This is a genomic window from Paenibacillus glacialis (genome assembly GCF_001637205.1).
Taxonomy (GTDB): Bacteria; Bacillota; Bacilli; order Paenibacillales; family Paenibacillaceae; genus Paenibacillus_AQ; species Paenibacillus_AQ glacialis.
The window spans coordinates 20,158-44,382 of record NZ_LVJH01000061.1 but is presented as its reverse complement, the minus strand read 5'-3'; the positions used below and the strand labels follow the sequence as shown (position 1 = coordinate 44,382).

18 protein-coding genes and 2 pseudogenes are annotated in these 24,225 nt (G+C 40.0%); 8 read left to right on the top strand and 12 right to left on the bottom strand.

The genetic code is table 11. From position 1 onward, the window contains the following. A pseudogene (locus PGLA_RS22180) lies at positions 1-728 on the bottom strand (hypothetical protein); the annotation flags it as partial. 241 nt (positions 729-969) lie between these two features. On the opposite strand from PGLA_RS22180, the gene PGLA_RS22175 reads away from it, so the two are divergent. Together PGLA_RS22175 and PGLA_RS22170 are read left to right on the top strand one after the other, a co-directional pair. Beyond that, positions 970-1,635, top strand: a complete 666-nt coding sequence (locus PGLA_RS22175) for a response regulator transcription factor (RefSeq protein ID WP_068537234.1) — start codon at positions 970-972, stop codon at positions 1,633-1,635. A 13-nt stretch (positions 1,636-1,648) separates the two neighbouring features. Continuing rightward, entirely contained in the window at positions 1,649-3,088 is a 1,440-nt protein-coding gene (locus tag PGLA_RS22170; RefSeq protein WP_068537243.1) for a sensor histidine kinase, read from the top strand. 78 nt (positions 3,089-3,166) lie between these two features. On the opposite strand, the gene PGLA_RS22165 is transcribed toward PGLA_RS22170, so the two are convergent. From PGLA_RS22165 to PGLA_RS22140, 6 genes are all read right to left on the bottom strand, one after another. Continuing rightward, complete coding sequence (locus tag PGLA_RS22165) at positions 3,167-3,385, bottom strand: hypothetical protein (protein ID WP_068537232.1); 219 nt, start codon at positions 3,383-3,385, stop codon at positions 3,167-3,169. A 13-nt stretch (positions 3,386-3,398) separates the two neighbouring features. Beyond that, the gene (locus PGLA_RS22160) at positions 3,399-4,076 is read right to left on the bottom strand and encodes an ABC transporter ATP-binding protein (RefSeq protein ID WP_068537231.1); all 678 of its coding nucleotides are present in this window, start codon (positions 4,074-4,076) and stop codon (positions 3,399-3,401) included. Positions 4,077-4,087: 11 nt separating this feature from the next. Beyond that, the gene (locus tag PGLA_RS22155) at positions 4,088-5,512 is read right to left on the bottom strand and encodes an ABC transporter permease (protein ID WP_068537229.1); all 1,425 of its coding nucleotides are present in this window, start codon (positions 5,510-5,512) and stop codon (positions 4,088-4,090) included. 154 nt (positions 5,513-5,666) lie between these two features. Beyond that, positions 5,667-7,652 carry a stalk domain-containing protein gene (locus PGLA_RS22150; protein WP_068537227.1) on the bottom strand — a complete coding sequence of 662 codons (1,986 nt, stop codon included), beginning with the start codon at positions 7,650-7,652 and terminating at the stop codon, positions 5,667-5,669. 245 nt (positions 7,653-7,897) lie between these two features. Next, positions 7,898-9,658, bottom strand: a complete 1,761-nt coding sequence (gene dhaK, locus PGLA_RS22145; RefSeq protein ID WP_068537225.1) for a dihydroxyacetone kinase subunit DhaK — start codon at positions 9,656-9,658, stop codon at positions 7,898-7,900. Between the two features lies 1 nt (position 9,659). Further along, entirely contained in the window at positions 9,660-10,796 is a 1,137-nt protein-coding gene (locus PGLA_RS22140; RefSeq protein WP_068537223.1) for a glycerol dehydrogenase, read from the bottom strand. 478 nt (positions 10,797-11,274) lie between these two features. On the opposite strand from PGLA_RS22140, the gene PGLA_RS22135 reads away from it, so the two are divergent. The 3 genes from PGLA_RS22135 to PGLA_RS22125 all read left to right on the top strand — a co-directional run bounded on the left by PGLA_RS22135 (position 11,275) and on the right by PGLA_RS22125 (position 15,943). After that, positions 11,275-13,065, top strand: coding sequence for a putative bifunctional diguanylate cyclase/phosphodiesterase (locus tag PGLA_RS22135; RefSeq protein WP_068537221.1), 1,791 nt, complete (start codon positions 11,275-11,277; stop codon positions 13,063-13,065). 260 nt (positions 13,066-13,325) lie between these two features. Beyond that, positions 13,326-14,990, top strand: coding sequence for a histidine kinase N-terminal 7TM domain-containing diguanylate cyclase (locus tag PGLA_RS22130; protein WP_068537219.1), 1,665 nt, complete (start codon positions 13,326-13,328; stop codon positions 14,988-14,990). Positions 14,991-15,175: 185 nt separating this feature from the next. Further along, positions 15,176-15,943, top strand: coding sequence for a stalk domain-containing protein (locus PGLA_RS22125; RefSeq protein ID WP_068537217.1), 768 nt, complete (start codon positions 15,176-15,178; stop codon positions 15,941-15,943). A gap of 101 nt (positions 15,944-16,044) precedes the next feature. Here PGLA_RS22125 and PGLA_RS22120 read toward each other — a convergent pair whose 3' ends face one another. After that, positions 16,045-16,386, bottom strand: coding sequence for a zinc ribbon domain-containing protein YjdM (locus PGLA_RS22120; RefSeq protein ID WP_068537212.1), 342 nt, complete (start codon positions 16,384-16,386; stop codon positions 16,045-16,047). Between the two features lie 100 nt (positions 16,387-16,486). Next, the gene (locus PGLA_RS22115; RefSeq protein ID WP_068537210.1) at positions 16,487-17,158 is read right to left on the bottom strand and encodes a YdeI/OmpD-associated family protein; all 672 of its coding nucleotides are present in this window, start codon (positions 17,156-17,158) and stop codon (positions 16,487-16,489) included. A 211-nt stretch (positions 17,159-17,369) separates the two neighbouring features. Here PGLA_RS22115 and PGLA_RS22110 point away from each other — a divergent pair, with 211 nt between their 5' ends. Then, complete coding sequence (locus PGLA_RS22110; RefSeq protein ID WP_245700263.1) at positions 17,370-18,491, top strand: amidohydrolase family protein; 1,122 nt, start codon at positions 17,370-17,372, stop codon at positions 18,489-18,491. 189 nt (positions 18,492-18,680) lie between these two features. Continuing rightward, entirely contained in the window at positions 18,681-19,733 is a 1,053-nt protein-coding gene (locus PGLA_RS22105; RefSeq protein WP_068537208.1) for a YncE family protein, read from the top strand. A gap of 40 nt (positions 19,734-19,773) precedes the next feature. On the opposite strand, the gene PGLA_RS22100 is transcribed toward PGLA_RS22105, so the two are convergent. The 3 genes from PGLA_RS22100 to PGLA_RS22090 all read right to left on the bottom strand — a co-directional run bounded on the left by PGLA_RS22100 (position 19,774) and on the right by PGLA_RS22090 (position 22,932). Continuing rightward, entirely contained in the window at positions 19,774-20,259 is a 486-nt protein-coding gene (locus PGLA_RS22100; protein ID WP_068537207.1) for a hypothetical protein, read from the bottom strand. 226 nt (positions 20,260-20,485) lie between these two features. Continuing rightward, the gene (locus PGLA_RS22095; protein WP_068537205.1) at positions 20,486-21,802 is read right to left on the bottom strand and encodes a D-arabinono-1,4-lactone oxidase; all 1,317 of its coding nucleotides are present in this window, start codon (positions 21,800-21,802) and stop codon (positions 20,486-20,488) included. After that, the gene (locus PGLA_RS22090; protein ID WP_068537203.1) at positions 21,790-22,932 is read right to left on the bottom strand and encodes an amino acid deaminase/aldolase; all 1,143 of its coding nucleotides are present in this window, start codon (positions 22,930-22,932) and stop codon (positions 21,790-21,792) included. Before PGLA_RS22090 ends, PGLA_RS22095 begins: the two co-directional genes overlap by 13 nt. Positions 22,933-23,299: 367 nt before the next feature. Between PGLA_RS22090 and PGLA_RS29860 the strand changes: the two are divergent. Next, positions 23,300-24,184 (top strand): annotated as a pseudogene (locus PGLA_RS29860) (carbohydrate-binding protein); the annotation flags it as partial. Between the last annotated feature and the right edge of the window lie 41 nt (positions 24,185-24,225).

Below are 24,225 nucleotides of genomic sequence, written 5' to 3'. Positions count from 1 at the left end.
TGTTTTGGTGGTTTTCTACGGTGTTCACCGATGTTTATGGTGTCGTGTACCGGGCTATAGCGGTAAGCAGCTTTGTTTGTTTCTACCTTGATGTCCTTAGCTCCACTGAAATCAAACTCCCAATCGATACCAAGAGCTTGAAGTTGTGTTTTCACTTGCTCTTTAGTGAGTGTACCCGCTTGTGATTGTTTCAAAATCGCTTTCACCTTTTCCTGGGTAGCGTCATCGAGGTTATCTGGCTTAGTTACTTTGTTTGTTTCTATTTTGATGCCCTTAGCTCCACTGAAATCAAACTCCCAATCGATACCAAGAGTTTGAAGCTGTGTTTTCACTTGCTCTTTAGTGAGTGTACCTGCTTGTGATTGGTTCAAAATCGCTTTTACCTTTTCTTTAGTTGCGTCATCGAGGTTATCTGGTTTACTCACTTTGTTTATCTCTACCTTGGTACCACGAGCCGTACTGAAATCAAACTCCCAATCAATACCAAGAGCTTGAAGCTGTGTTTTCACTTGCTCTTTCGTTAGTGTACCTGCTTGTGATTGGTCCAAAATTGCTTTTACCTTTTCTTTGGTTGCGTCATCGAGATTATCTGGTTTACTCACTTTTCCTTGTTCTACCTGTTGTCCATTTCCAATAGTTTGTGTTGATGCATCAGCCGCGAATACAGACCCAAAAGATGTGAGAGCAAAGACAGCACCTAAAGCAGTAGTAGCCAATTTCTTTTTCATAGTTATCAATCTCCTTCGTAAATGTATTTTTCTTAACGTCTTCATTGTACTGTCGTGATCTGGAGTTACTATGGAGATTACGTAGAGTTTTTGTGGGGATTTTTCTCATTTTTTTTATAAGAAACGGCATATATAACCCATTGTGCTCGGCGCTAGCCTCTATCTATCTATGTATTTATACCGAATGCTTCTCCACATAAACTCCAGATAACACGGTTATAATATTACGAGAGGTGATATAATGATGAACTATCATATTCTTGTGGTAGAGGATGATCAAGAGATTCAGGAATTAATCAAACAATTTTTAATGACACAACAGTATAGTGTTGAAGTTGCATCAGATGGATTAGAGGGAATGAAACAATTTAATAAGCAATCCTTTGATTTAATTCTTTTGGATGTGATGATGCCAAATCTTGACGGATTTGAAGTTGCCAAAATGATTCGAAATGAGTCAAATGTACCCATTATTATGCTAACCGCATTAGAAGAAGAACAAGAACAAATGAAAGGCTTCGATATTGGAATCGATGATTATATTACTAAACCCTTTTCTTTTCATGTATTAATTAGACGGGTCAAGGCTGTACTGAGAAGAAGCAATGATCAAAGTACGGATAATCATTTAGTTTTCAAAGAAATGCAAGTCGATTGCGATGCATATAAAGTTTATGTAAATGAGGTTGAAGTTCCTTTAACGACAAAAGAATTCGAAATTGTACAACTACTGCTTCAAAATGAGAAAAAAGTACTTCCAAGGGAAAGCATTGTCGAAAAAGTTTGGGGATACGATTATTACGGAGAAACACGAATTATTGATACACATATTAAAAACATACGAAAAAAATTAGATATACCCTACATTAAAACAGTGAAGGGAATTGGTTATAAAATTGATGAATGAGGTATTAAAAATGATGACGATGAAGCGGATTACCTATAAACTCTTTCTGATTACATCTCTTATTTTGTTAGCCTTTGCAGTCCTGATTTATTTAACTTTATACTTCTTTCTCCCTTCATTTTATGAGCAGTATAAAACAGAACAGCTTCAAACAGGAATAGAAGAAATAATTGATAAATCTAAGGGTCTCACTTTTCAACATGCCATACCACTTCTTGAAGAATACACAAAAATAAATAACGCAATGCTCTACCTTCAAAATAAAGAAGGAACCATTATTTATTCTCCGTTATTCTCTTTTTTTCAAGGAAGTACCCAAGCAGCCCCAAATGTACAATTCGATAAAACAAAGCCATCAAGGAATTCAAATAGCCTTTCCAAATCATATGACGTTACCATGCCCATTCAATTTCAAGATGTTAACTTAACGCTCGTAGTTTCCGCAACATTTCAACCTATTAATGAAGCTTCACAGGTCTTGGTACGTTTCCTTCCCTATATCAGTATCATTGTCGTTGTTATTGGTATAGGAAGTGCTTATTTATATTCGAGGTTCATTACAAAACCACTCCTTTACATTAATCAAGGAGCACAAAAGATGGCGAATTTGGATTTTGCCGAAAAAATTGAGGTTCGTTCCAATGATGAATTGGGGCAGTTATCCAATAGTTTAAATGAGATGTCAATTAATTTACAACAAACAATGCTTGATTTACAGAAAGCGAATCAGCAATTAAAAAGTGATATTGAAAAAGAAAGAGAAACAGAAAAAACACGCAGGGAATTTTTTGCTATTGTCGCACATGAATTAAAGACGCCTCTTACGGTTATGAAAGGATACTTAGAAGGGATGATATATAATATTGGTCCGTATCAAAATCGTGACCAATACCTACAGAAAAACCACCAAATTATTGAAGGCATGGAACAACTGGTTCGCGAAATTTTAAGCATGTCAAAATTAGAGCAACATACCTTCAAACTACAATTAGAAGTAGTAAATCTCTCGGAATTAATGGATACAATCATAAAAAATCTCGAATTTTTTGCTTCTCAAAAAGACATTCAAATGATAAAACAGATAGGTTCTCACCTTTCTGTTTATACAGATCGTGTTCTTTTAGAAAAAGCCTGTAAAAATATTATTCATAATGCGATTATGTATTCACCTCATGGAGAGAAAGTATATATAGAGCTAACTCAGGATTCAAAACAACACCATATCCAAATTAAAGTCATCAATACAGCTGTGAAAATTAAAGAAGAGGATATACAACATATTTTCGAACCATTTTATCGAATCGAAAAATCAAGAAATCGAAATACGGGAGGGAGTGGCTTAGGGTTATATATTGTAAAGCAAATTTTTGAAGCCCTTTCTATTACGTATTCTATGAAGAATACAGAACAAGGAGTACAATTTTTAGTTACCATTCCTTTATCCATAAAATAAACAACAAAAGAGTCTCGATCTCATTTCAATTAGGAGGAAATGAGATCGAGACTTCATTTTGTATCTTCTGAATCTGAACTAAGGCTTTGCCGCGCCGCTTACAGACCCATCTTGATCTTGATAAGGAGGAGACATTTCCTCTTGATTTTGCATCATTCTATCTTCTTGATATACATCTGTTTCTTTAGGATTCAAGTCCGAGTTATCCCTTGAATTCAACACATATAGAAAAGCACCAGTTAAAATACCAATCGTCACTACTACTAAAACAATTGGGGCTGCTATTTTTTTCCACATTCTTCTCATTCCCTTACAACTTTTTGATTACTAAATTTCTTTTTTCGAGATACACCGCTGTATCTGATTGTTTAGCCACCTCTTGGGAGTGAGTGACTACAATGATACATTTATTTTCTTTATGAGCAAGTTCTTTAAATAACTCGATAATTTCCATGGAAGTTTCTTGATCTAGATTCCCAGTGGGTTCATCAGCAATTAATAAATCTACATTACAAGATAATGCACGAGCAATCGCTACACGTTGTTGTTGACCACCACTAAGCTGTAATACCTTTCTTTTTGCTTCTCCTTCTGTCAGCCCTACCTTTTCTAATAACTCAAGCGCTCTTCCTTTTTTATCTTTCACATCTACCCCTGTAATCTCCATTGCCGTGACTACATTTTGAAGAGCGGTCATATACGTAATGAGATTATAGGATTGAAAGATAATCGAGACATGTTGATTTCGATAGGTAACCAGACCTATCTTCCGTAAATCTGTTCCTTTGTATAATACATTCCCACTACTTGGGATATCTAATCCACTTGCTAAACTAAGGGTTGTTGTTTTTCCGGATCCCGATGGTCCTAAAATGGTATAAAAGTGTCCAGCTAGAAACTCAAAATTTACATTATCTAATATAGTGATTTTTTTATTATTGTTTTGATAATGATAATTCAGATTTTTGAACTGTAAAATAGTGTCCATGTATATCCCCCCTACTCATCTTTTAATAAAATATCTTTTGGATTCAATCGAAGAATCGATAATGCTGGAAGAATGGTTGATAGGATTGCGATTATTAGGCCTAATCCACCTAATTTCAGCACATCTTGAGATGTTACACCTACATCAATATGATTAATAGGATCCACATCTTTACCTTGGTCATCATTCATCCCAAACATAAATGTGGGTGCCTCTAGATTATTTTCTTGCTCTTCAGAAGCAGTAACTTCTTTCTGTAATAAACTGTCTCCCATTGTTTGAGATACTGTCTCACCTGTAAATATAGAAAGGCTAAATGCTAAAGCAGCTATACATAATACCTCTACTAAGAGTTGTCCTATTAATTTTCCTTTTTTCTCGCCAATCGCAAGTAAGATTCCTAATTCTTTCCGTCGTTCTTTTATGGTCAACATAATGATAAGACCTAAGATAATAGATCCTGTAATTGAGACCAGGTATATAATCCATTTTGAAGTTGCTGCCATGTTCTCAATAGGGCCTATCATTTTTTTGTATAAGGCATCATGAGCATCTAGTTTAAATAGGTCAAAATCAATGCCTGTTTTCTTTCCCTCTGCTTTAAAATCATCGATATGATCTGGATCATTCAAGTAATAAATGGCTTTATCAATGGGTGTACCCTTCATATCCTTATTTTCCGAAAATTCTTTTAACGATCCGTACGAGACATATACTTTGTTCGATGGATGAAACAGTGGTGGTGCCGTTTCCATGTTGCTATCCATCGTGGACGTTTCGTAAATCCCTATAATTTCGAGCTCTACTGTCGATGTTTCATTTGTTGTTTTGATCTTTAACTCATCACCAACTTGTAGATTGTTATCTTCAGCTAACTGTTTTTCAACCAAGGCTACTTTCTTATCTTTGTCTTCTGAGGTTATTGAACGCCCCTCAATCATTTTATTCGTTTCTTCTGTAAATTCTTTCAATAAATCAGAACTTCTCACACCGTGAATGAATGTATTTGGCATTGTCATATTACCTTGGCTTCCACCTATGGATCCACCTACCGAGCCTCCCCCTTTATCATCATTAATGGGAGTATAGCCATCCGCTACACCTTGACTATCTTTTAGATAGTTAAAATCTTTTACATATGGTGATTCAGCTAACTTATCTGCTTCCTCTGTAGAAAGTTCTGGGCGATGTATTCTTTCATTTGGATTTTCATTTCTCTGTTTTTGTACATATTTTTGAAATTTTTCTCCATCTAATCCTAACGTTATGTCAACTCCCAACTTTTTTCTAGCGAGATCACTCGCTGTTTCCGTGACATTTTGCATCGCGAATCCTGCTAACACTAAATTACTAACAACTAAAAATACAACAAATAAGATAAGGGATTTTCCCTTTCTTGCTTGTACACTTAAAAATGCGCGTTTGATAAAATTCATTGTTATAACCTCCTTGATATCTCTAATCTATACGATTAATCTGGAGTCTATATGGAGATATAGAGGAGTTTATCTGGAGAATTGTGATGTTTTTATCAAACGTGTAAAAAGGGCACCCTTTTGGGTGCCCTTCATTTAGCGGGTTGAATGAAGTTTATTTGTTTAGCAGCATTATAGAGGCATCATTAATATCATATAGCTTGCCCTTATTGCTATTAACAAGCTGAATAATTTGCTTGTAAGCTAATCCTCCTGTTGGTGCGATTGCATCAAGAGTAACCTTATTCGTTTTCAGCTCGGCAATAATTTGTTCAAGAAAAAATCCGGATTTTCCTTGTGAGGTGCCTTTATCGTGAACAGGAGCATCCGTTATAAAGATGATTCTTTTGGAATTCGTGCTACCCGACAACTTATTAACTGCCATATGAATGGCTTCTAGTCCGGATTCTTCCAAGTCCACTCCGCCAGAAGCCACCAACTTATCTAAATTATTCTTTAACACATTTTTATTGTTTGTGAATGAGAAAAATTCTAAATCTTTATGATACGCATCTACATAATTAATATCCCGATAAGCCACAATAGCAAATTTTGAGCCGGACGGAACGGAATCCACGAATTTTTTAACCGTTTCTTTTATATAACCGATGATCTCTCCCATACTACCAGTAACATCAATTACAAATACAATGTCAGTGGGAGTGGTAATACCATGCGATATTTTTTCTAAAATAGGCGAAGAGCTGGACGGTTCGGATTTCGCTTCTTTCTCGCTTTCAGCAGTTGTAGGGATAGTCGGCTGTTTTTGAAAAACAACAACTGAATTAGAAGCAATGTTCCACTCTACCATTCCGCCAAGAGCCTCGCTAACAAATCGAACCGGAACCATCGTACTTCCATTTATTAATTGCGGAGCTGCACTCAAGGTAATAGGAACACCGTTCACGTAAGCGATCTTAGATCCCATCGTTAGTATAATGGTTTTTCCTTCTCTTGTTGCAGTCACCGTTTGGGTGGATTTGTTCCATTTCACGGTTGCCCCTAGCGATTGGAAAATCGCCCGGAACGGAACGAGTACATTTCCACTTACATTTACAGGTGCTTGCGCATAAGCCTGCTTGTGTCCTTCAATATACACTTGAATATGTTGAGGTTCATTGTTAATCGGAACAAACTGAGGGATCGAAGCTGCCAAACCACCTGATTGATTTACTGTTTTCAAATAAAAATAATATCCTCCTGAAGGCAATCCGAGCTTGCTCAGAGAATAGGTTGAAGAATTGCCCGGGTTAATACGGATTCGTCTAACTACTTCCCCATTTGCGTTTTTGACCATAACATAGGAAGTATAAGTCGGCTGTACGGCTGCAGATGTAATATTAACAATGAACGTATGATTGGTGCTCAGCGTAATATGGCCAGGGTAGCTTTCTCCACCAGGCACTTGAAATTCCGATTCAACCTCTTTACCTGGAGTTACAGGTCCGCCTGTCGAGGGACTCTCTGTTTTTTCACCAGAGGATGATTGGGTACCGGCAATAGAAGTAACCGGAAAATAAAAGTACATTTTTGAATTAGCACCGGGTGCCGAGCGCTTTTCTGATATCGTGATAGAATTGTTCGCATAATTAAAAGTGAACTCAGAGGCGCGAACTTTCGTTCCGTCTATGTATAAGCTGACATTCTTGCTCGAACTCAATAAATAATTGGTTAATTTAAAAACGCGTGTTGAGCCATTCCCTTCAGGAAGAGCATTTCCAATTTGGTCCTTGCCTGAAATTCCTTCTCCCCATTCAAAAGTTGGGCTTATTAAGTATTTAATCGAAATCTCGGCTCCCCTGTCGGGAGCTTTATTCATTGTTATGGTATAGCTTTCATGATTAACCGTATACTCCTTAGAATCGATTTCTATTTGATTGATAAACAAACGAAGATTGGTATTACTGGACGTAATTTTATTGTCAGTCGTGAATTTAAAAACACGCGCTCGTCCATCCCCATCATCAAGGATATTCACAAGGTAATCGCCTTCTCTAAATTCATGCAAGCCATTAGCGCTTGCATTTCCTGCCCAAAACTCCAAGCTCCCAGCAAGCATGATGAAAATCATGAACAAAAGGATCATTTTTCTACGCTTCATATTCTCTCACTCCATTAATGTAAGACATGGTGGGTCTATTATCTGTAGCCTATTTCTCTGCGTGGAAATGGTAGCCGACACCTCACTTTACCATACAAAATGGTGCGGTTATAGTAAAATATTACCTTTTTAAATCTGATACATGTCGCTTGGTAATGACGCCTCAATGATATGCTTTTCGGTACCAAAAGGGCACCCTTTTGGGTGCCCTTCATTTAGAAATATTATTATTGAGTGCCTAACTTTCACTTTATGGTTTTTGAAAGTTCTGTAAAAATAACCCCTAATGCATAGGCTCCTGCGTCGGGATAACCAATACTTCTCTCACCGACGGTACCCGCTCTGCCCATTCGAGCAACAATCGCCTCCGTTTGTTTCGCCCCTTCTACAGCAGCATCTGCTGCCTTCGTTGATGCAGCCTTGATATCATCTCCGTCATGCGCACTATTTGCCCAAGATTCCGAGTAAGGAACAAGCGCATCAATCAAGGTTTTATCCCCCACAACTGCCCCCCTACCAAAGGCTCTTTCTCCTGTATCTTGTATCCCTTTAACAACAGCGGCCATCATTTGGGCAGTCTCGTCAATGGATAGCTCTTGTTTATTTCCAACATTCTTACTGGCTGCTCGAAATGCTGATCCCCAGATTGGACCTGAAGCACCTCCACAATGCTCCATAATAATCAGGGAACAAGCATCTAGGAAACTTCCAATATCCGAGACATGGTTCGTTACAATATCCTGCCACTCTGTCTTTAATTGCTTGAATCCCTTCGCCACACTCATGCCGAAGTCACCGTCACCCGCATGAGCGTCTAGCTCACAGAATGGAACTTCATTCTCAATGATGATTTCACTCATTTTATCTATTAGATAAATGATGTTATTTAAGGAGAATTTGTCATCCACAATGGTTGCAAAGTTCTCATTCGTCTCACATCTGAAGGATACAGACGTATTCTCATTTTCTTCTATGACAACCTCGGTGTAATTCACTTGCTCAAAAGCTTCACGAACAACTAGCGCTGGCGTATCACACTCTTCAGCCAATAACTGCTTTAACTGATCGTCTAGCTTCATAACAGAGACAGACGCCCCAGCCATATCTATACTCGTCATGTAATTTCCAACAAACACTTTGTAGACCCTTATATTCCTGGAAACTAATTCACGGATAACGGAGTTATTCAATACATACAATTCTTGTAGCGGAGTGCCTCCAAATCCATTAATCAATACAGCAACCTCTTGGTCTGAGTCACGATCTATCTTCAGACTTTCTAATAATGCGTTCACCATTCTCTGTGCCAATTCATCGGCAGAAGCTATTGCTTCTCTCCGAATTCCTGGTTCCCCGTGAATGCCAACACCGTACTCCATCTCATTGTCTTCAAGAGTAAACGTTGGGGTTCCCTTTGCAGGAACCGTGCAAGAGGTCAAAGCGAATCCAATACTCCTCGTATGGTCTATCGCCTTTTGGGCTACCGCCTTCACTTCACTTAAAGACTTGCCTTGTTCAGCGGCTGCGCCGGCTATTTTATGAACCAGAACCGTACCTGCTACGCCTCTTTTCCCTACGGTATAAAGACTATCTTCAACCGCAATATCATCATCCACTTTAACGAAATCCACCTGAATGCCATCTTCCCCTGCAAGGTGAGCCGCATTCTTGAAATTCATGATATCGCCGCTATAATTCTTAATGATTAATAACGTTCCTTTATTGGACGCTGTGGATCGGATCGCTTGGTATACTTGAATTTGTGAAGGGGAGGCAAACACATCACCACACACTGCTACGTCAAGCATTCCTTTTCCAATAAAACCAGCATGCGCGGGTTCATGCCCACTCCCACCACCACTGATCAGTGTTACTTTTTCTTTGTTTATTTCCTTCTTCTGAATGATCTTATACTTGCTATTAAACGCTAGATTTGGATGTGCCAAGACTAAGCCGTTACACATTTCTCTGACTAACGTTTCTGGCTTATTTATTATTTTTTTCATGTTATTCATCCTTACTCAATTTGTATTGTCGACCGAGTCGATCGGCTACCGTGATGGCTGCTGCCACCGCTTCTTCTGTTATTGGGAATGGCATTGAATGAATCGATTCTTGTGGAAGACAAGCTATACGGGCTACACTTAACACTTCTTCATATGAAAAGCTATCCACGCCAATGTCTGCGAGGCAGATCGGAAGCCCAACCGCTGTGCAAAATGCCAGCACTTCATTCAATTCATCTTGATCTGCATTCTCAAGAACGAGTTGAGCAATTGTGCTGAAAGCTACTTTCTCCCCATGATAATAGTGATGCGTTCCTTCTAATGAAGTTAAGCCATTATGAATGGCGTGGGCAGCAGCTAGACCGCCACTTTCAAAGCCAAGCCCTGATAACAAGATATTAGCTTCAATAATATTCTCAAGTGCAGGAGTGACTAAATTACAATCTGAAGCTACTTTTGCCTGTACACCGTCTTTCAATAATGTTTCATAGCAAAACTTAGCAAGTGCCAACGCGGTATTGGTTCCTTTAGCATCACCACATATTCCTTCGCGAACCCCACATGGTAATCCTGCATTGACGTTAGCGTATGATCTTGAGGTTGCTCTAGCTTCGAAATAGGTGGAAAGTGCGTCCCCCATTCCCGACACAAGAAATCTCGTAGGCGCATTTGCAATGACGGTCGTATCAATCATGACCACACTTGGGCTTTGTTTAAAATAAGCATAGTCATCAAACTGCCCATCGGGAGTATATAGAACTGCTGAATGACTTGTTGGGGCGTCGGTCGCTGCGATCGTTGGAACTATGATTAAGGCTACACCTTCTGCTACGCACTTTGCTGTGTCAATTGCCTTGCCTCCACCTAATCCAATCGTACAGGAACAGTCATGTTCTTTAGCCAATGCTTGTAATCTCTGAACTTCTTCCCGTGAACACTCCCCTTGGAAGTTACTTTCAATCAGTGTGATATTAAATGTATTTATAGTCGACTCCAGTTTTCCTTTTACTCGATTCACATCATCTGGATGAGCAATAAGTAGTGCTGAATCCCCGAATGTCTTTACAAAATACCCTAAGTTTAAGATTTCATCTTCTCCTTGAACATATTTCGTTGGGCTAATAAAAGCTTTTCTCATAACTATTCCTCCTAATGCTTACTATGAATCTTGTATAGTCCGATATGGGCAGCAATCATTGAAATATCACTGCATATGTACAACATTAGCATGAAAATCCACAGCAAGTCAGTTTATTATTCTATTCGCATTATTAAAATTCTATTCGCGGTAGGAAGCGTATTATGATGATAAACTGATCGATTAATTAAGTTAGTATCAACCATCACTGACATACGATTTGCGAACCCATTTCTTGATTTCTTCGCGTGAGCACCTCCCCTTTAGAATTAAATTCCAATGATTAGTGTTATGTACTGCTTGTTATATGCAGGGATAGGTAATTGTTCAGATGGATCGGCTTGCGAATCGGTTCTTTTCTATAAGTTCCTATTTATGGTAATGTATTTCTGGTATTTGTCAAAATATGTTCAATAATAGAGGATTTCGAAGAAGTTTGTTGAAGATTTCTAGAGGCTTAGATAGTGGGGGGCACAATATGCTGCGAAGAATTAAAGTCGGGAGAACCAAGAATGTGGGAGAACATTTAAATGAGGGATTCCAACCGGCCCCAACAAAAAAGAGAATCCTTAGTCCCCAGTGGAGTTCTTTCAGAATTGCCGGAATTTATTGTATTATAGGGTGCTTATGGATTCTGTTAACCGATAGATTGGTTCCTATTTTTACGCAAAATACAGAAATGATCAAGCAGATAAATTTAATCAAAGATTGGATTTTTGTAATCATAACCGCTGGACTTATCTTTATTCTAATTCTGCATACGCTCAAACATATCAGAAAGATAGAGAAAAAGTTGGGACTCGCGCAGCAGGACAAGATATTTGCTAATGAAAGTCTCACATCTGCGTATGAGGCAATTATCGCTACTGAGGATGAACTCAGACAACAATACGTTCTGCTACTTGAGAACCAGCATATGCTTTCTGAAAGCGAAGAGGAAATGCATCATCTGGCCTATCATGATGTATTAACTGGCTTGCCCAATAAGTTGGCCTTATACGAGAATGAGTCCAATACAGCCTTTGAGGATTCCAATGTCATTGCGGCCCTGATGTTTTTGGACATCGACAACTTTAAATATATTAACGATTCGATGGGCCATGCGTTCGGCGACCGTCTGATTGTTAAGACAAGCGAGAGACTTCTCTCCATTACAGACAAGAAGGGGGACGTCTATCGGTTTGGCGGCGATGAATTCATCATCCTTTTGCATCCCATGGAGAATACAGAGGAGATAAACGACATTGCAGCCAACATCCTAGCTGGGTTTAAGGAATCTATTGAGGTAGACAATATTCTTTTACATATCAGCATCAGTATCGGAATTAGTATTTATCCTGAACACGGAAGCGACATTATGGAGTTAGTTAAACGTGCCGACATTGCCATGTATAAGGCAAAAGAAGCAGGTAAGAATAGGAGTGCCGTTTTTGATCATCCTTTGAATGACACATTCATCGAGAGGATGAATATCGAGAAGCATTTATATAAGGCTATGGAGCACAATGAATTTGAACTCTTTTATCAGCCTCAGGTCGATCTGTCTCTGAATAAGGTGACCGGTTTAGAAGCACTTTTACGCTGGAATAGCCCTGAGCTAGGATTTGTCTCACCTTTTAAATTCATCAAGATAGCAGAAGATTCGCATCTTATTATTCCTTTGGGGGCATGGGTTCTACGCACAGCCTGCGCTTTCCTGAAAAGTCTTCATGAGAAGGGCTTAACACATCTGAGCATGTCCGTTAATATTTCGATGCTGCAAATATTACAAACCGACTTTAATGAGATGGTTCTGGATACTATACAAACTTGCGATCTTTCACCAAAATATCTGGAGCTCGAACTAACGGAGACTGTTCTGGTTGAATCTTATGATCATGTGCTTCATAAGCTGAATGAACTAAGAGAACACAACATCAAAATTGCACTAGACGACTTCGGGACTGGTTATTCTTCATTAAGTTATCTGACCCATTTGCCAATCACCACTTTAAAGATAGACAAGTCCTTTATCGATTCCATTCATACTGGAACACATCAGGCCGCTCTAATAGAGCAAATTATTATCATAGGCAAAAGAATGAACATGTGTGTCGTTGCGGAGGGTGTGGAGCAAACGGTACAGCTGGAGTACTTGCAGCAGCATGGCTGTGATAAAATTCAGGGTTATTTGTTTAGCAAACCACAATCAGCACAGGACCTCGAACAGTTACTAACTCGATGGGCGCTTACTGGTATTAACACATCAGATCATAACACTCAAGCATAAACGGCTGTGCCATCCTTTAGCGGCATAGCAACGTTTAGCGTTGAAATATAAGCGTTAGTATATTTCTTATATTTTAAACAAGAAGAAACGTATTAATAAGTCGGACAAGGTATACCTTGTCTGGCTATTATTTTGATAGTTACTGGTATTTTTTTTAATATCGTTGTATTATTTTTACTAAAATTATATATTAGAACTTGGATGTAAGTCTTTAGGACTACATCAGGTAATGACTATTCTTAATAAGAAGGTGTACCTTAGTGGGTCTTGTGGTATGGATTGACTTAATATTGTTCATCATTTTGTTTGCTCTATTCATATATGTATTTGCTTCTGTTACAATCACTAACCTACATAAAGTCTATTTAGTATTCCACTTTGCTATGATGTTATGGCCCTTCTGTCAATTTTCCATCAAAATAACGGACAACCCCAAGCTTCAATTGTTTTATGTGAAGCTCTCATTTATGGACACGGCTTTATTAGCCACTGGATGGCTTCTATTCACCATTCTACTCACGGGCAAATCGTACGTTCTCCGAAGAAAAGTATCCTTATTACTATTTGTACCTCCCATATTCATAGCCATCGGTGTCATCATCAATCCAAATGGTATGTTTGTCCTCCCTATCGAGGGCGGTTACTTCCAAAGAACTTATGGACCCATTTTTTGGTTTATTATCACTACCGTGATTACCTACGCTATTATTTCGCTTTACATCATATATTTAGCTCTGTCATCAAGCAACACAACCCGTATCAAAAAACAAGTGTCACATGTGCTCATAGGGGTCTCCGTGCTAAGTGCATTTGTATTGTTGGATATATTCCTGAATGTTGTCTTGTCCCTATCTCCGCCCGTGATTCCAGGAATGACTTCTCTGGGTATTTTGCTATCGGCTATCTTTTTCATTATTGCCATTCATCGAGATAAAATATTTGATATTGTGACTATAGCTCATCAGGATATTATTGACACGATAGAGCAAGGAATTCTGGTGCTCGATGATAATGAAACGGTCGTAGAAATAAATCAGTCGCTGCTTCCCCATATTAACTTACAGATAGGTGATCACTTCGATATCGCGGACATCTACCTATCTGAACAATCTGATATCCATTTCGATGTATTTCTTCATACTTACCGAGAACAGCCCCTAGAGAGAGCCAACATCGAATTGTTCTATCCTGGCATCAATGGATATATCAAAATTCATGCTGCGCCTATCATAGTAAATGGTGTCATGGTTGGACGAATTATTACGATTCAGGATATGACTGAGCTTCGCCGCCTCATTGATGCGACAAATCTACAGTCCGAGAGTCTGCAAGAACGTAACCTAGAGTTAATCGGGATACAGAATGAACTCTTTCAGACAAATCGCAAACTCAAACAAATGGCCGTAACCGATAGCTTAACGGGTTGTTACAACCGTCATTACTTAACGCAACAGTTAGAGCATGAAGTTATGAATAATATGAAGTATCAGACCCCTTTTACAATCCTTCTAATAGATATCGATTTTTTCAAATCTATCAATGATGATTACGGTCATTTGGTCGGCGATGCAGTCATATGCAACACTGTGGAAGTCATCAAAAAAACACTACGACAGTCTGACATTCTGGCCCGCTATGGTGGAGAGGAATTTATTGTCTATTTACCAAATACGAGCCAAGCACAAGCCAAATTGTTGGCTGAGCGTGTAAAATCAGCAATCGAAGACAATAAAGTAGTCATCGACAATGTTACTCATGCTTTATCCATTACGATAAGTATCGGCTTGTTATCCCTTAATAATTTCACAATTAAAAATACGAATAGTTCAAAAATTCATTTAAATGATATGTTTGAATCCGTGGACAAAGCCTTATATCAAGCTAAAAAAGCAGGCCGTAATCGGATTGTTAGCATCGTAAGATAACGGCAAAAGGAACCTCCAAATCCACATTTAATCGTGGGCTTGGAGGTTCCTTTGTCATAACGTTCCATTTTGGGCTTTAGCTATCGCGTTGGCATGTGTCACCCAAAGATAATACAAATCATGCAACAAAATATGTCGAAAGATCGTCTGTCATAATGTACTAAAAAATTCAAGGAGGTTTGACGATGAAGAAACCTACGAAAATATTATTTTTCACTTTCGCGATGTCATTGTTTTTTACGACGGGAGCTTCCGCATTTTCTACTATGGAGACCAATCCCTCAAAAGTTACCGCATCTGAAACATCTGCAACTGTCGTACAATTTACAAATAAGGGAGAAATCCCATATGGCGAATTTATACGGGCAGTGGTTATTGAAATATCCGGCGAGAAGCCACAGATTATGGATACCCATTATGCAATGCCGTACATAAAAGAAGCTAAAGAACTTGGCCTTATTGGGGATGTTCCAATGAAACAATGGAGCCAGAATATTACCCACGATGAAATGAATGCAATAATAGCCAAGATGGCAGGCAACCAAAAAGAAAATGTAATTAAACAAGTGAACGCATTGCTGGTAGATTCTATTACTTTAAATGGAAGTCCTCTTGACCTAGGCGGTTTAAAAATGACAGTGCGAAACGGAAATGTCATGGTCCCACTCAGAATAGTGGTAGAAGCCTTAGGTTTTAATGTTACATGGGAGAAAAAGCCGCATACAGCACTCATAGATAACGGGACGATTAAAACGTCTTTGCAAATTGGTTATGACAACTATTATAAGGCAAGCAGTAATCAAATTGGATTAACGGAACCTATACAGTATGGTACGCCACCTATGTTGTTTGAAGGGAATACCTATGTTCCTGCACAGTTGATTAATCTCTTATTGAGTAACCCGGATTCAGTAATTATCGATGGCGGTTTACTCAATATTATTTCAAAATAACCGGAGACTTGTACCCACAATAGCGCCCGTACTGAGCGCACCGCAAACAGCGCGCGCCGATTGAGTTCCGGCACGCGCTGTTTGCATAGATTGACCGTGATTTATATCTTTTTAACAAATTCAGATTTCAATTTCATAGCTCCGAATCCATCGATTTTGCAATCAATATCATGATCGCCATCAACCAGACGGATACTTTTTACTTTTGTTCCTATTTTCAAGACGGAAGAACTTCCTTTTACTTTAAGGTCTTTGATGACTGTGACAGAATCACCATCGTTTAAGACATTTCCATTAGCATCTTTGACAACTTTAATATCATCGCTAGTGTCGGCTTCTGATTCTAACGTCCACTCATGAGCACATTCTGGGCAGATCAAAAGACTTCCATCTTCGTACGTGTATTCTGAGTTACATTTCGGGCAATTTGGTAAATTAGACATAATTGTATGTTCTCCATTCGATATTGTGAATTTATTAGGGAGTTCCTTATATGCTTATATACTGTCATAGTCTTCTCAAATTGACAAACCCTTATTGCGACTAGGATTGATCTTTGCGATAAAGCTCACGACTCTTATAGCCTGCCTGAAGAATCATTTTCATTTCCTCTCGCCGCTTAACCCTTGTCCCCTCTTGTTTCGCACTATAGACATAACGTGCCCAATCTTTACGATACCCTGGCGTAAGTAATTGATACAAAGTAAGTAATTCTGGCGTGTCCTCCAAATCCTTCTCCACACTAGGTATCAAGGAAATATAGTCATCTACACATTGACTGGATTGCGAAGAAGTCTTCCCTTTGCCCCTTGCATCCTCTTTTAGCCCAACAACAGTAAAGACATCATCCAGTCCTACCATTCGAGCAAACTTAATATTGCTTATCCCGATATACCCTTCCTCATCGCTGCCTATTCCAGCAAATAAGTCATCTCGATGGATGAATGTAGGGTAGACTTTGTTTCCCTTTTTAGGATAAGCCGCAAAGAGATAGCCACTTTTATTGAGATGTTCATGTTCAATCACTCGATCAACCAATTCCTTTAATGAATCCATATCTAACACGAAAGCAAATATGAGATCATACGCATGATCCTTGAGCGAAGTATCATACCCTGTCAGTTCCGTAAAATAATCTGTTCCATCAGGTTGATCCAATACTGCTACTTTCTCGTACTTTTGTAAATTCAACTTTTCTACGATCGATTTAGCCATGATGCTTCATCCCCTAAATGTATTCGGCTGTTTTTTCATTTAATGTTCATTATAGCGCAAAAAAATCGTTGAGTTCATCTCCGTTTTATACCATAATTTGTGATAGTTGATATCAATTCCATAATTGAGGGAGTATAGACAGAAGATGCTAGTTACAATAAGAGGAATGATTTCGATCGAGTAAACCAATTATGCGCATGGAGGAATGAATATGAATATGTTCCCAAGAAAGCTTTGGTCTGCATTTTGCATTTTTAACCTTTTCATACTCGTTGTAACGGGGTGTTCAACCGGAGCAAGCAACGAAGCAAGCGTTGAACCCCTTACTGTCTATGAACCGAAGCAAGAAGTAGATTTGATTACTAAGATTCGTAATACTAGAGATACGAGTAAGAAATTATCTGAGTTGTATGAGGAAATGACCCTCATTGATATTCACAACCATGGAGCAGATAGTCCTAGCGCGGTGTATGAATTTACGCAAAACGGGGTCGATCGGATTGTACTATTCGGGAGTGTCTCTGAGCCGAGCGCTAAAATTTCAGATATACTCACTTGGGATCATTATCGCAGAGACCCCACTCAAGTCTATCCATCCTTCGCAGGGTTCCCAATCTATGAAGAAGAGGAAGGCCTATCCATTGTGAAGGAGAAATTAGAGCAGGGTTATCTCAACATCGGAGAGGTTGTTGCCGCATCAACCTACTCGCCTGTTGTATCTCAAGTGGAGTGGAAAGCCCAACATCCTAACGACGGAAATCTTCCACAAATCTATGATTTGGCAGCTAAATATCATGTCCCTGTCCTACTACATATCGATCCCACGAGTGGTACTCCCATTGATCAGCTAGAAAAGGCATTGAAGGAGCATCCGGACACGACAATTATTTTTGGGCATGTCAATGCGTACAATACGCTTGAAAATATTAAATACTTATTAGACAGATATCCTAATTTATACATGGATTTTTTTGCAGGGTTTACTGTATATAATTCAGATAGCAACTATTCATTGAAGGATTTCATACCTCTCTTGGAGCAGTATCCGGATCGGTTCATGTTATCGACTGACACAGGCTACGGCTTAATGCCGGGCCAAGCTACGGACGCTTTATATGAAACTATTGATCTTCTTTCCCCAGAAACAGCACAAAAAGTCGCATTTCTCAACTATGAACGAATGATTGAGCTTCAGCAGCCGACGGACACGCAGATTGCGAAAATTAAGGAACTCACTTCACAACTTGGTAATACACAAACCTACACCTTGAACAAACGGATGGCCAATACACTCATATTTGATCTAGAAAGACAAGTTAAGAAGCTAAAATAAAATATCCATGCACAAAGACCATCCAAAGGATGGTCTTTGTTGCATACCCGTATGATGATAGCCGGATGTTTATCCATGAATAAAATATTCCACCCAGTATTGCGTTTGGGTCAATGCATAGAAGAAGTACCTTTATCTCCGGGCACAAATATAATGTAAGATCTACTTATTTGAAAGGGGTGTAAATCCATGGCGTTGCCAAGAGTTATTTCCACCATCCCCTCAACCGGGGAGTACGGAGATATCCAAGCAAATCCTATAACAAATCGCGTCTATTTCACAAATCCTGATGTCGAAGGTGGAAATGTCCGGGTTCTGAACGCCATTACTAACAAAATTATCACATCTGTGAATGTAGGGAGACGATCATATTATCTGGGAATCAATCCGCATACGAATCGAATTTATGTGCCCAGCTTTCGGGATGGGACAGTCTCTGTTATCAACGGACGGACAAACCGTGTCATCACGACCATCCCAGTGGGCTTATACATCGATTCAATCGGGGTCAACGTTCGAACAAATCTAATTTATGTACCAAGTGCCGTAAATGAAACCCTATCCGTTATTGATGGAAGAACGAACCGTGTTCGAACTACGATCCCAATCAAAGGACGCCCTTCCCGAATCATCATTAATGAGCGGACAAACCGAATCTATGTGACAAATACAGTGAAAGATTCCGTATCAGTCATCAACGGTAGCACGCAGGCTGTCATTGCGACGATAAAGGTCGGCAGCAATCCTGTTATTCCACCCGCAATAAATACGATCACCAATCGCATTTATATCTCCAACAACTTAAGTCGGTATCTCTCCGCGATCGACGGCAGCACCAACAAGCTATTGCGAAATGTCCAATTGGGTCGCCTGCAAAGCGAGGTCGTCGCCAATCCGCGGACAAACCGGGTTTACGTCGCCAGTGCACAAATTGAAAGTGCAGGCAAGCTTTTCATGATTAACGGAAGCACCAATAGAATCATCTCGACGATGATGTTACCGGATTCCACTGGTTTATTTATCAATCCGAATACGAATCACTTGTTTATCAGCGATTTCACTAACAACAAGACGTCCGTCTATAATGCCAGCACACTTAAAAGAATCGCAATGTTCCCATCAGTGGCAGGCATTATGGCGCTAAACCCACGCACAAACAGGATTTATGTAGGAAATTACGGATCATGGGACGATAAAAAAAATAGTGCTAGCACCATCACGGTCATTCAGGATTCCGTCTGAAGGCCATTCCTGTAGAACAAAGGATTAAATACGATGACAACTACGGATTAAGTTCTGTTTTCACGTATGCTGACATTTCTGCTCCGGTACTTTGATTAAAAAGAACTCCATAATCTCCTTTAGGCAAATCAGTGAGTGATTCGTCAAATGTATTATCTATTGATTCAGCTGGTATTAACGTACCCTGCTGTATTACCAATTCATCGTCCATATGCTTAATTTTATACTCGAATTCAGTGGCTCCTGTATTCTTAATATGTACTTGTAGAAACGCACCTCCTGAATAAGTAAAGCCTATATTCCCTTCACCATTCATAGTAATTGTACCGTCAGCCATAGATGAAGATGTAACTCCTTCTTTTTTATCGGTGATTGAATCTATTACAATGAGTTCTTTCTCTTCAGTGTCGATTAATATAGGTGCTTCTTCAACAAACTTATCCTTAGAAGGACTGCAACCCACAACAACGAGTGTCACTAATAGGATAATTGTTGCATGATATAAACTCTTTTTTCTAAACATCATAGTCCGCTCATCACCTCGCCTATAATTTTACATTTATTTCAATCATACCATATGCCACGCTCTAGAATTAACATTGATTTTATACTTACTTGAGGTACTGTCCACTTCATCAAATGGAAGGCACAATTAAAGGACACCCCGCTCGGGTGCCCTTCGTAGTATTGGAGAGAAGAGTTCCGTTAAATTATTGTATTTAACAACTGTGAACTGAGGACATAATAACGAGTTAAATTCCTAACAACTCACGCATATAGGGACTTATGAAGAAATGATTTGGATCCATCTGCGCCCTAATTTCCCCGAACCTCTGCCACATGGGATAGCGCTTCATTAAATCAGCTGCTTTAAGTGTATGCATTTTACCCCAATGAGGTCTACCATCATAACGAAGGAAAATTTGCTCCATGACTTGAAAATAACGTTTGTATGGCATACCGCGATACATATGGACTGCGATATAAGCAGAATCGCGACCATAAGCAGGACTGAGCCAGATATCATCCGCAGCCACATATCGACACTCAATAGGGAAATGAACATGGAACTTCTCCCGCTCCATCGCTTCTCTCATTTCACGAATCACGGACGTCATGGCATCTTTGGGAAGATTGTATTCAATTTCATTGAAACGAACGGTTCTTTGCGTAGCAAATATCCGATGGCTGTAATTTGCTTTCGTCATAATCGGCGTACTCGATGCACTTATTCTGCTTATCGTAGAACTCACTGAGGGGAATACCCTGCAAATCCCCGATAATAGTCCAAATAACGTATTCTCAATCAGTTTCTCGTTCACATAATCACTCACTCTATTAGAAGATATCGGACTATCGGCTTCATTCATCAGCTTCACCTGACAAGTCTCCGCATAAGGAAACCAGAAAAATTCAAAATGCCGATTTCCCTCTATTAATTCTGGTAATTGCGTCAAACAATCACTCAAAGCCATACGTTTACTCTCATAGGAGAGTACATAAGATTTCCTTAAACGGAGCTTTACCTGAACAATAATACCTAGTGTGCCAAGTGAAACCTGTAGTGCTTTGAATACTTCAGGATGCGATTCCTCTGTATACTCCATCACTTCTCCCAAACCATTCACAACGGTTATTCCAATAACCTGTGTAGCGATACTCCCTAAGCGATGTCCCGATCCATGGGTTCCCGTACTCATCGCGCCTGCAATCGACTGAACATCAATATCTCCTAGATTTTCTTGAGCCAATCCTCTCTCGTGTAGCAATTCACCTAACAGCTTCAGCTTCGTTCCTGCCCAGACGACAGCCGTCGCTTGAGCGACATCGATACTCACAATGCCTTGCAAACCGTCCAATGATACGAGTACTTGATCTGATGCAGCAACAGGTGTGAATGAATGTGCTGACCCTACCACACGTAAATACTTGCCACCCAAGATACACTCCTTGCGGACAATCTCTATGACCTCATCTATCGTTTGGGGATACCTAATAAGTTTGGGAGTTGCAATGACTGATCCCGACCAATTTGTCCATTCCTTCCGGTTCTCGATCATAGGAAGCATTCCCCTTCTCCACGGTAGGTTAAATACTCGTCAACAATGACTTCGCCAGATATCGCATACAGCTTGGCAAATCGTTCACATAATTCCCCTGCCTTAGCATGACGGAAGAATATCGGATCCCCTAGTGCAAGCTGCAAACCGCTCGGACAACGAAGGGGAGTCTGCACTTCCCCAGCCCCCTCTAACGAAATCAGCTTTAATCCCTCAGGCAAATACGGCTGCGGCACTTTATCAATTCCAGCACCACCTGAGGCTGTGTATCCCCCACCTAAGCAGGTCACCATATCAACCCGTGGCTTCCGAACGATTTCCACCGCATATCCAGCAGCAGGCAAATACTGAAATCCGGTATAATGATCAAACAACGTCGGAGAATAAAACCCAGAGCCCACCGTTATCTCCGTAACACCCCGTTCCAATCTGGAACTGTCCATACTTCCTGTACCGCCAGCATTTACAAATCGCAGTTCTACACCTAATGCTTGAATGCCTTGCAATATCTCCTCACGTCTCTTCATGACTTCCCGAATAGATCGCCGCTTCAATTGATGAATGAGTCTATTTTTTAACCACTGCCCGGCGACATGATCCGCAACACCTGCGATCTGCGCTTCGTAACCCATCACACCCTCCAACCTCACCCACTTCGATTGCATCATTCGTTCGACAATCAGCCGAGCCTGCGACCAACACGTTACCGGTGACCTCCATATCCCAAAATGTAGCCCCGGATAATTGGTGGACATGTCTATATCGAGACAAACCGCGGCTTGTATGCCTAATGTTGCTGCAAGCTTCTCGATATGCTCCACATGTTGAATCGAATCAACCATAAATACAATCATATGACCACGATCAGCTGCTCGTAATAGATTTGTAATTTCACTCTTATCCCACATGGGATATCCTAGCAGTAAATCATCGAAGCCATTCTGAATTAGAAAATCAGCCTCTCTTGCCGTATAACACATCACACCTTGGAACACTTCGTCCGAATTGATAATACGGCGAAGAACTGCTATCGACCTTATAGATTTGCTCGCAACCCGTACCTTCTTGTCACCTGCTGCACTTACAATGGCTCTAATATTGGCATCCAATAAATCAAGATTTACATAAGCAAAGGGCATTGCCACCTGCGAGAAAATCCTTTTATACTGCTCATACTGTGGAAGTTGAATAGGTCATCCTCCGTTCTATGTATATATCATCCTCAACACATCATATTCTTCACTTTCTAATAGAAGAATTCTTTTTATTCATTCCACAGTCCGACTCTTACAGACTCAGCTATTTTAGCCCAATACTTGTCAGCGATTCTATTAGATGTGTCTAAACGGCCCAGGTGCAGTGAACGTTTGTCCTTTAGCTAAAAAATAACAAATATTTTAATTTTCTCTCAAAAAGAAGTTATATCTAGAGAATTATAAGAATAAAGATCACTCTGTATAACACTTATTAGTTTAATTACCAAAAAGAAAGGAAGTTTTGTGAAGGATGAGAAAAAACTCGATGTGGAAAGGGTTTATTCTATCGCTCGTTGCTGCACTTCTTGTAACACTTTTGCCGCTTTTCCCCGCTACAACTTATGCTGCTGATCGAGGAGCTTGGGCTCCCTACACGGCATATGCGACAGGCGATACCGTAACATACGCCGACAATACGTATTCTTGCCAGCAACCCCACCAATCTTTGCCTGGATGGGAACCTACTAACGTTCCTGCGCTCTGGTCAAAAACAGGAAGTGTTGATTCACAACCTCCAACTGCTCCAAGTAATGCAACCGCCACGAATATAGCATCCACCAGCGTAACACTTTCATGGGGGGCCTCCACTGACAATATCAATGTAATCGGTTACATAGTGTACTTGGGCTCCCAATCTGCCGCCACTGTAACCAGTACTAGCGCGACGATCAGCGATTTGACAGCTAACACAACGTACGACTTTACAGTAAAAGCAAAAGACGCAGCTGGCAACTTATCTCCTACCAGCAACACAGTCACCGTGACTACTACCGCAAACGTAATCGATACACAACCCCCTACCACTCCAGCCAACTTAGCCATCACTGCAACAACCTCTTCCACCGTATCGTTATCATGGAGTGCTTCCAGCGATAACATAGCTGTAGTTGGATACAATGTGTACAACGGTACGACACTTTCTTTGTCTACCAGCAATACAACAGCAACAGTTAGCGGATTAACAGGGAACACCGCATACACCTTCACGGTTACAGCCAAAGATGCGGCAGAGAACCTTTCTCCTGCCAGCAATTCCGTCTCTACAACGACGACGCCTGCCGGCAATAATGCATGGCAGCCCAATATAGCCTATAAAGTCGGGGACACGGTTAGCTACAACGGTAAAAATTATCAATGTACCTTTGCCCATACCTCTTTGACAGGATGGGAGCCGTC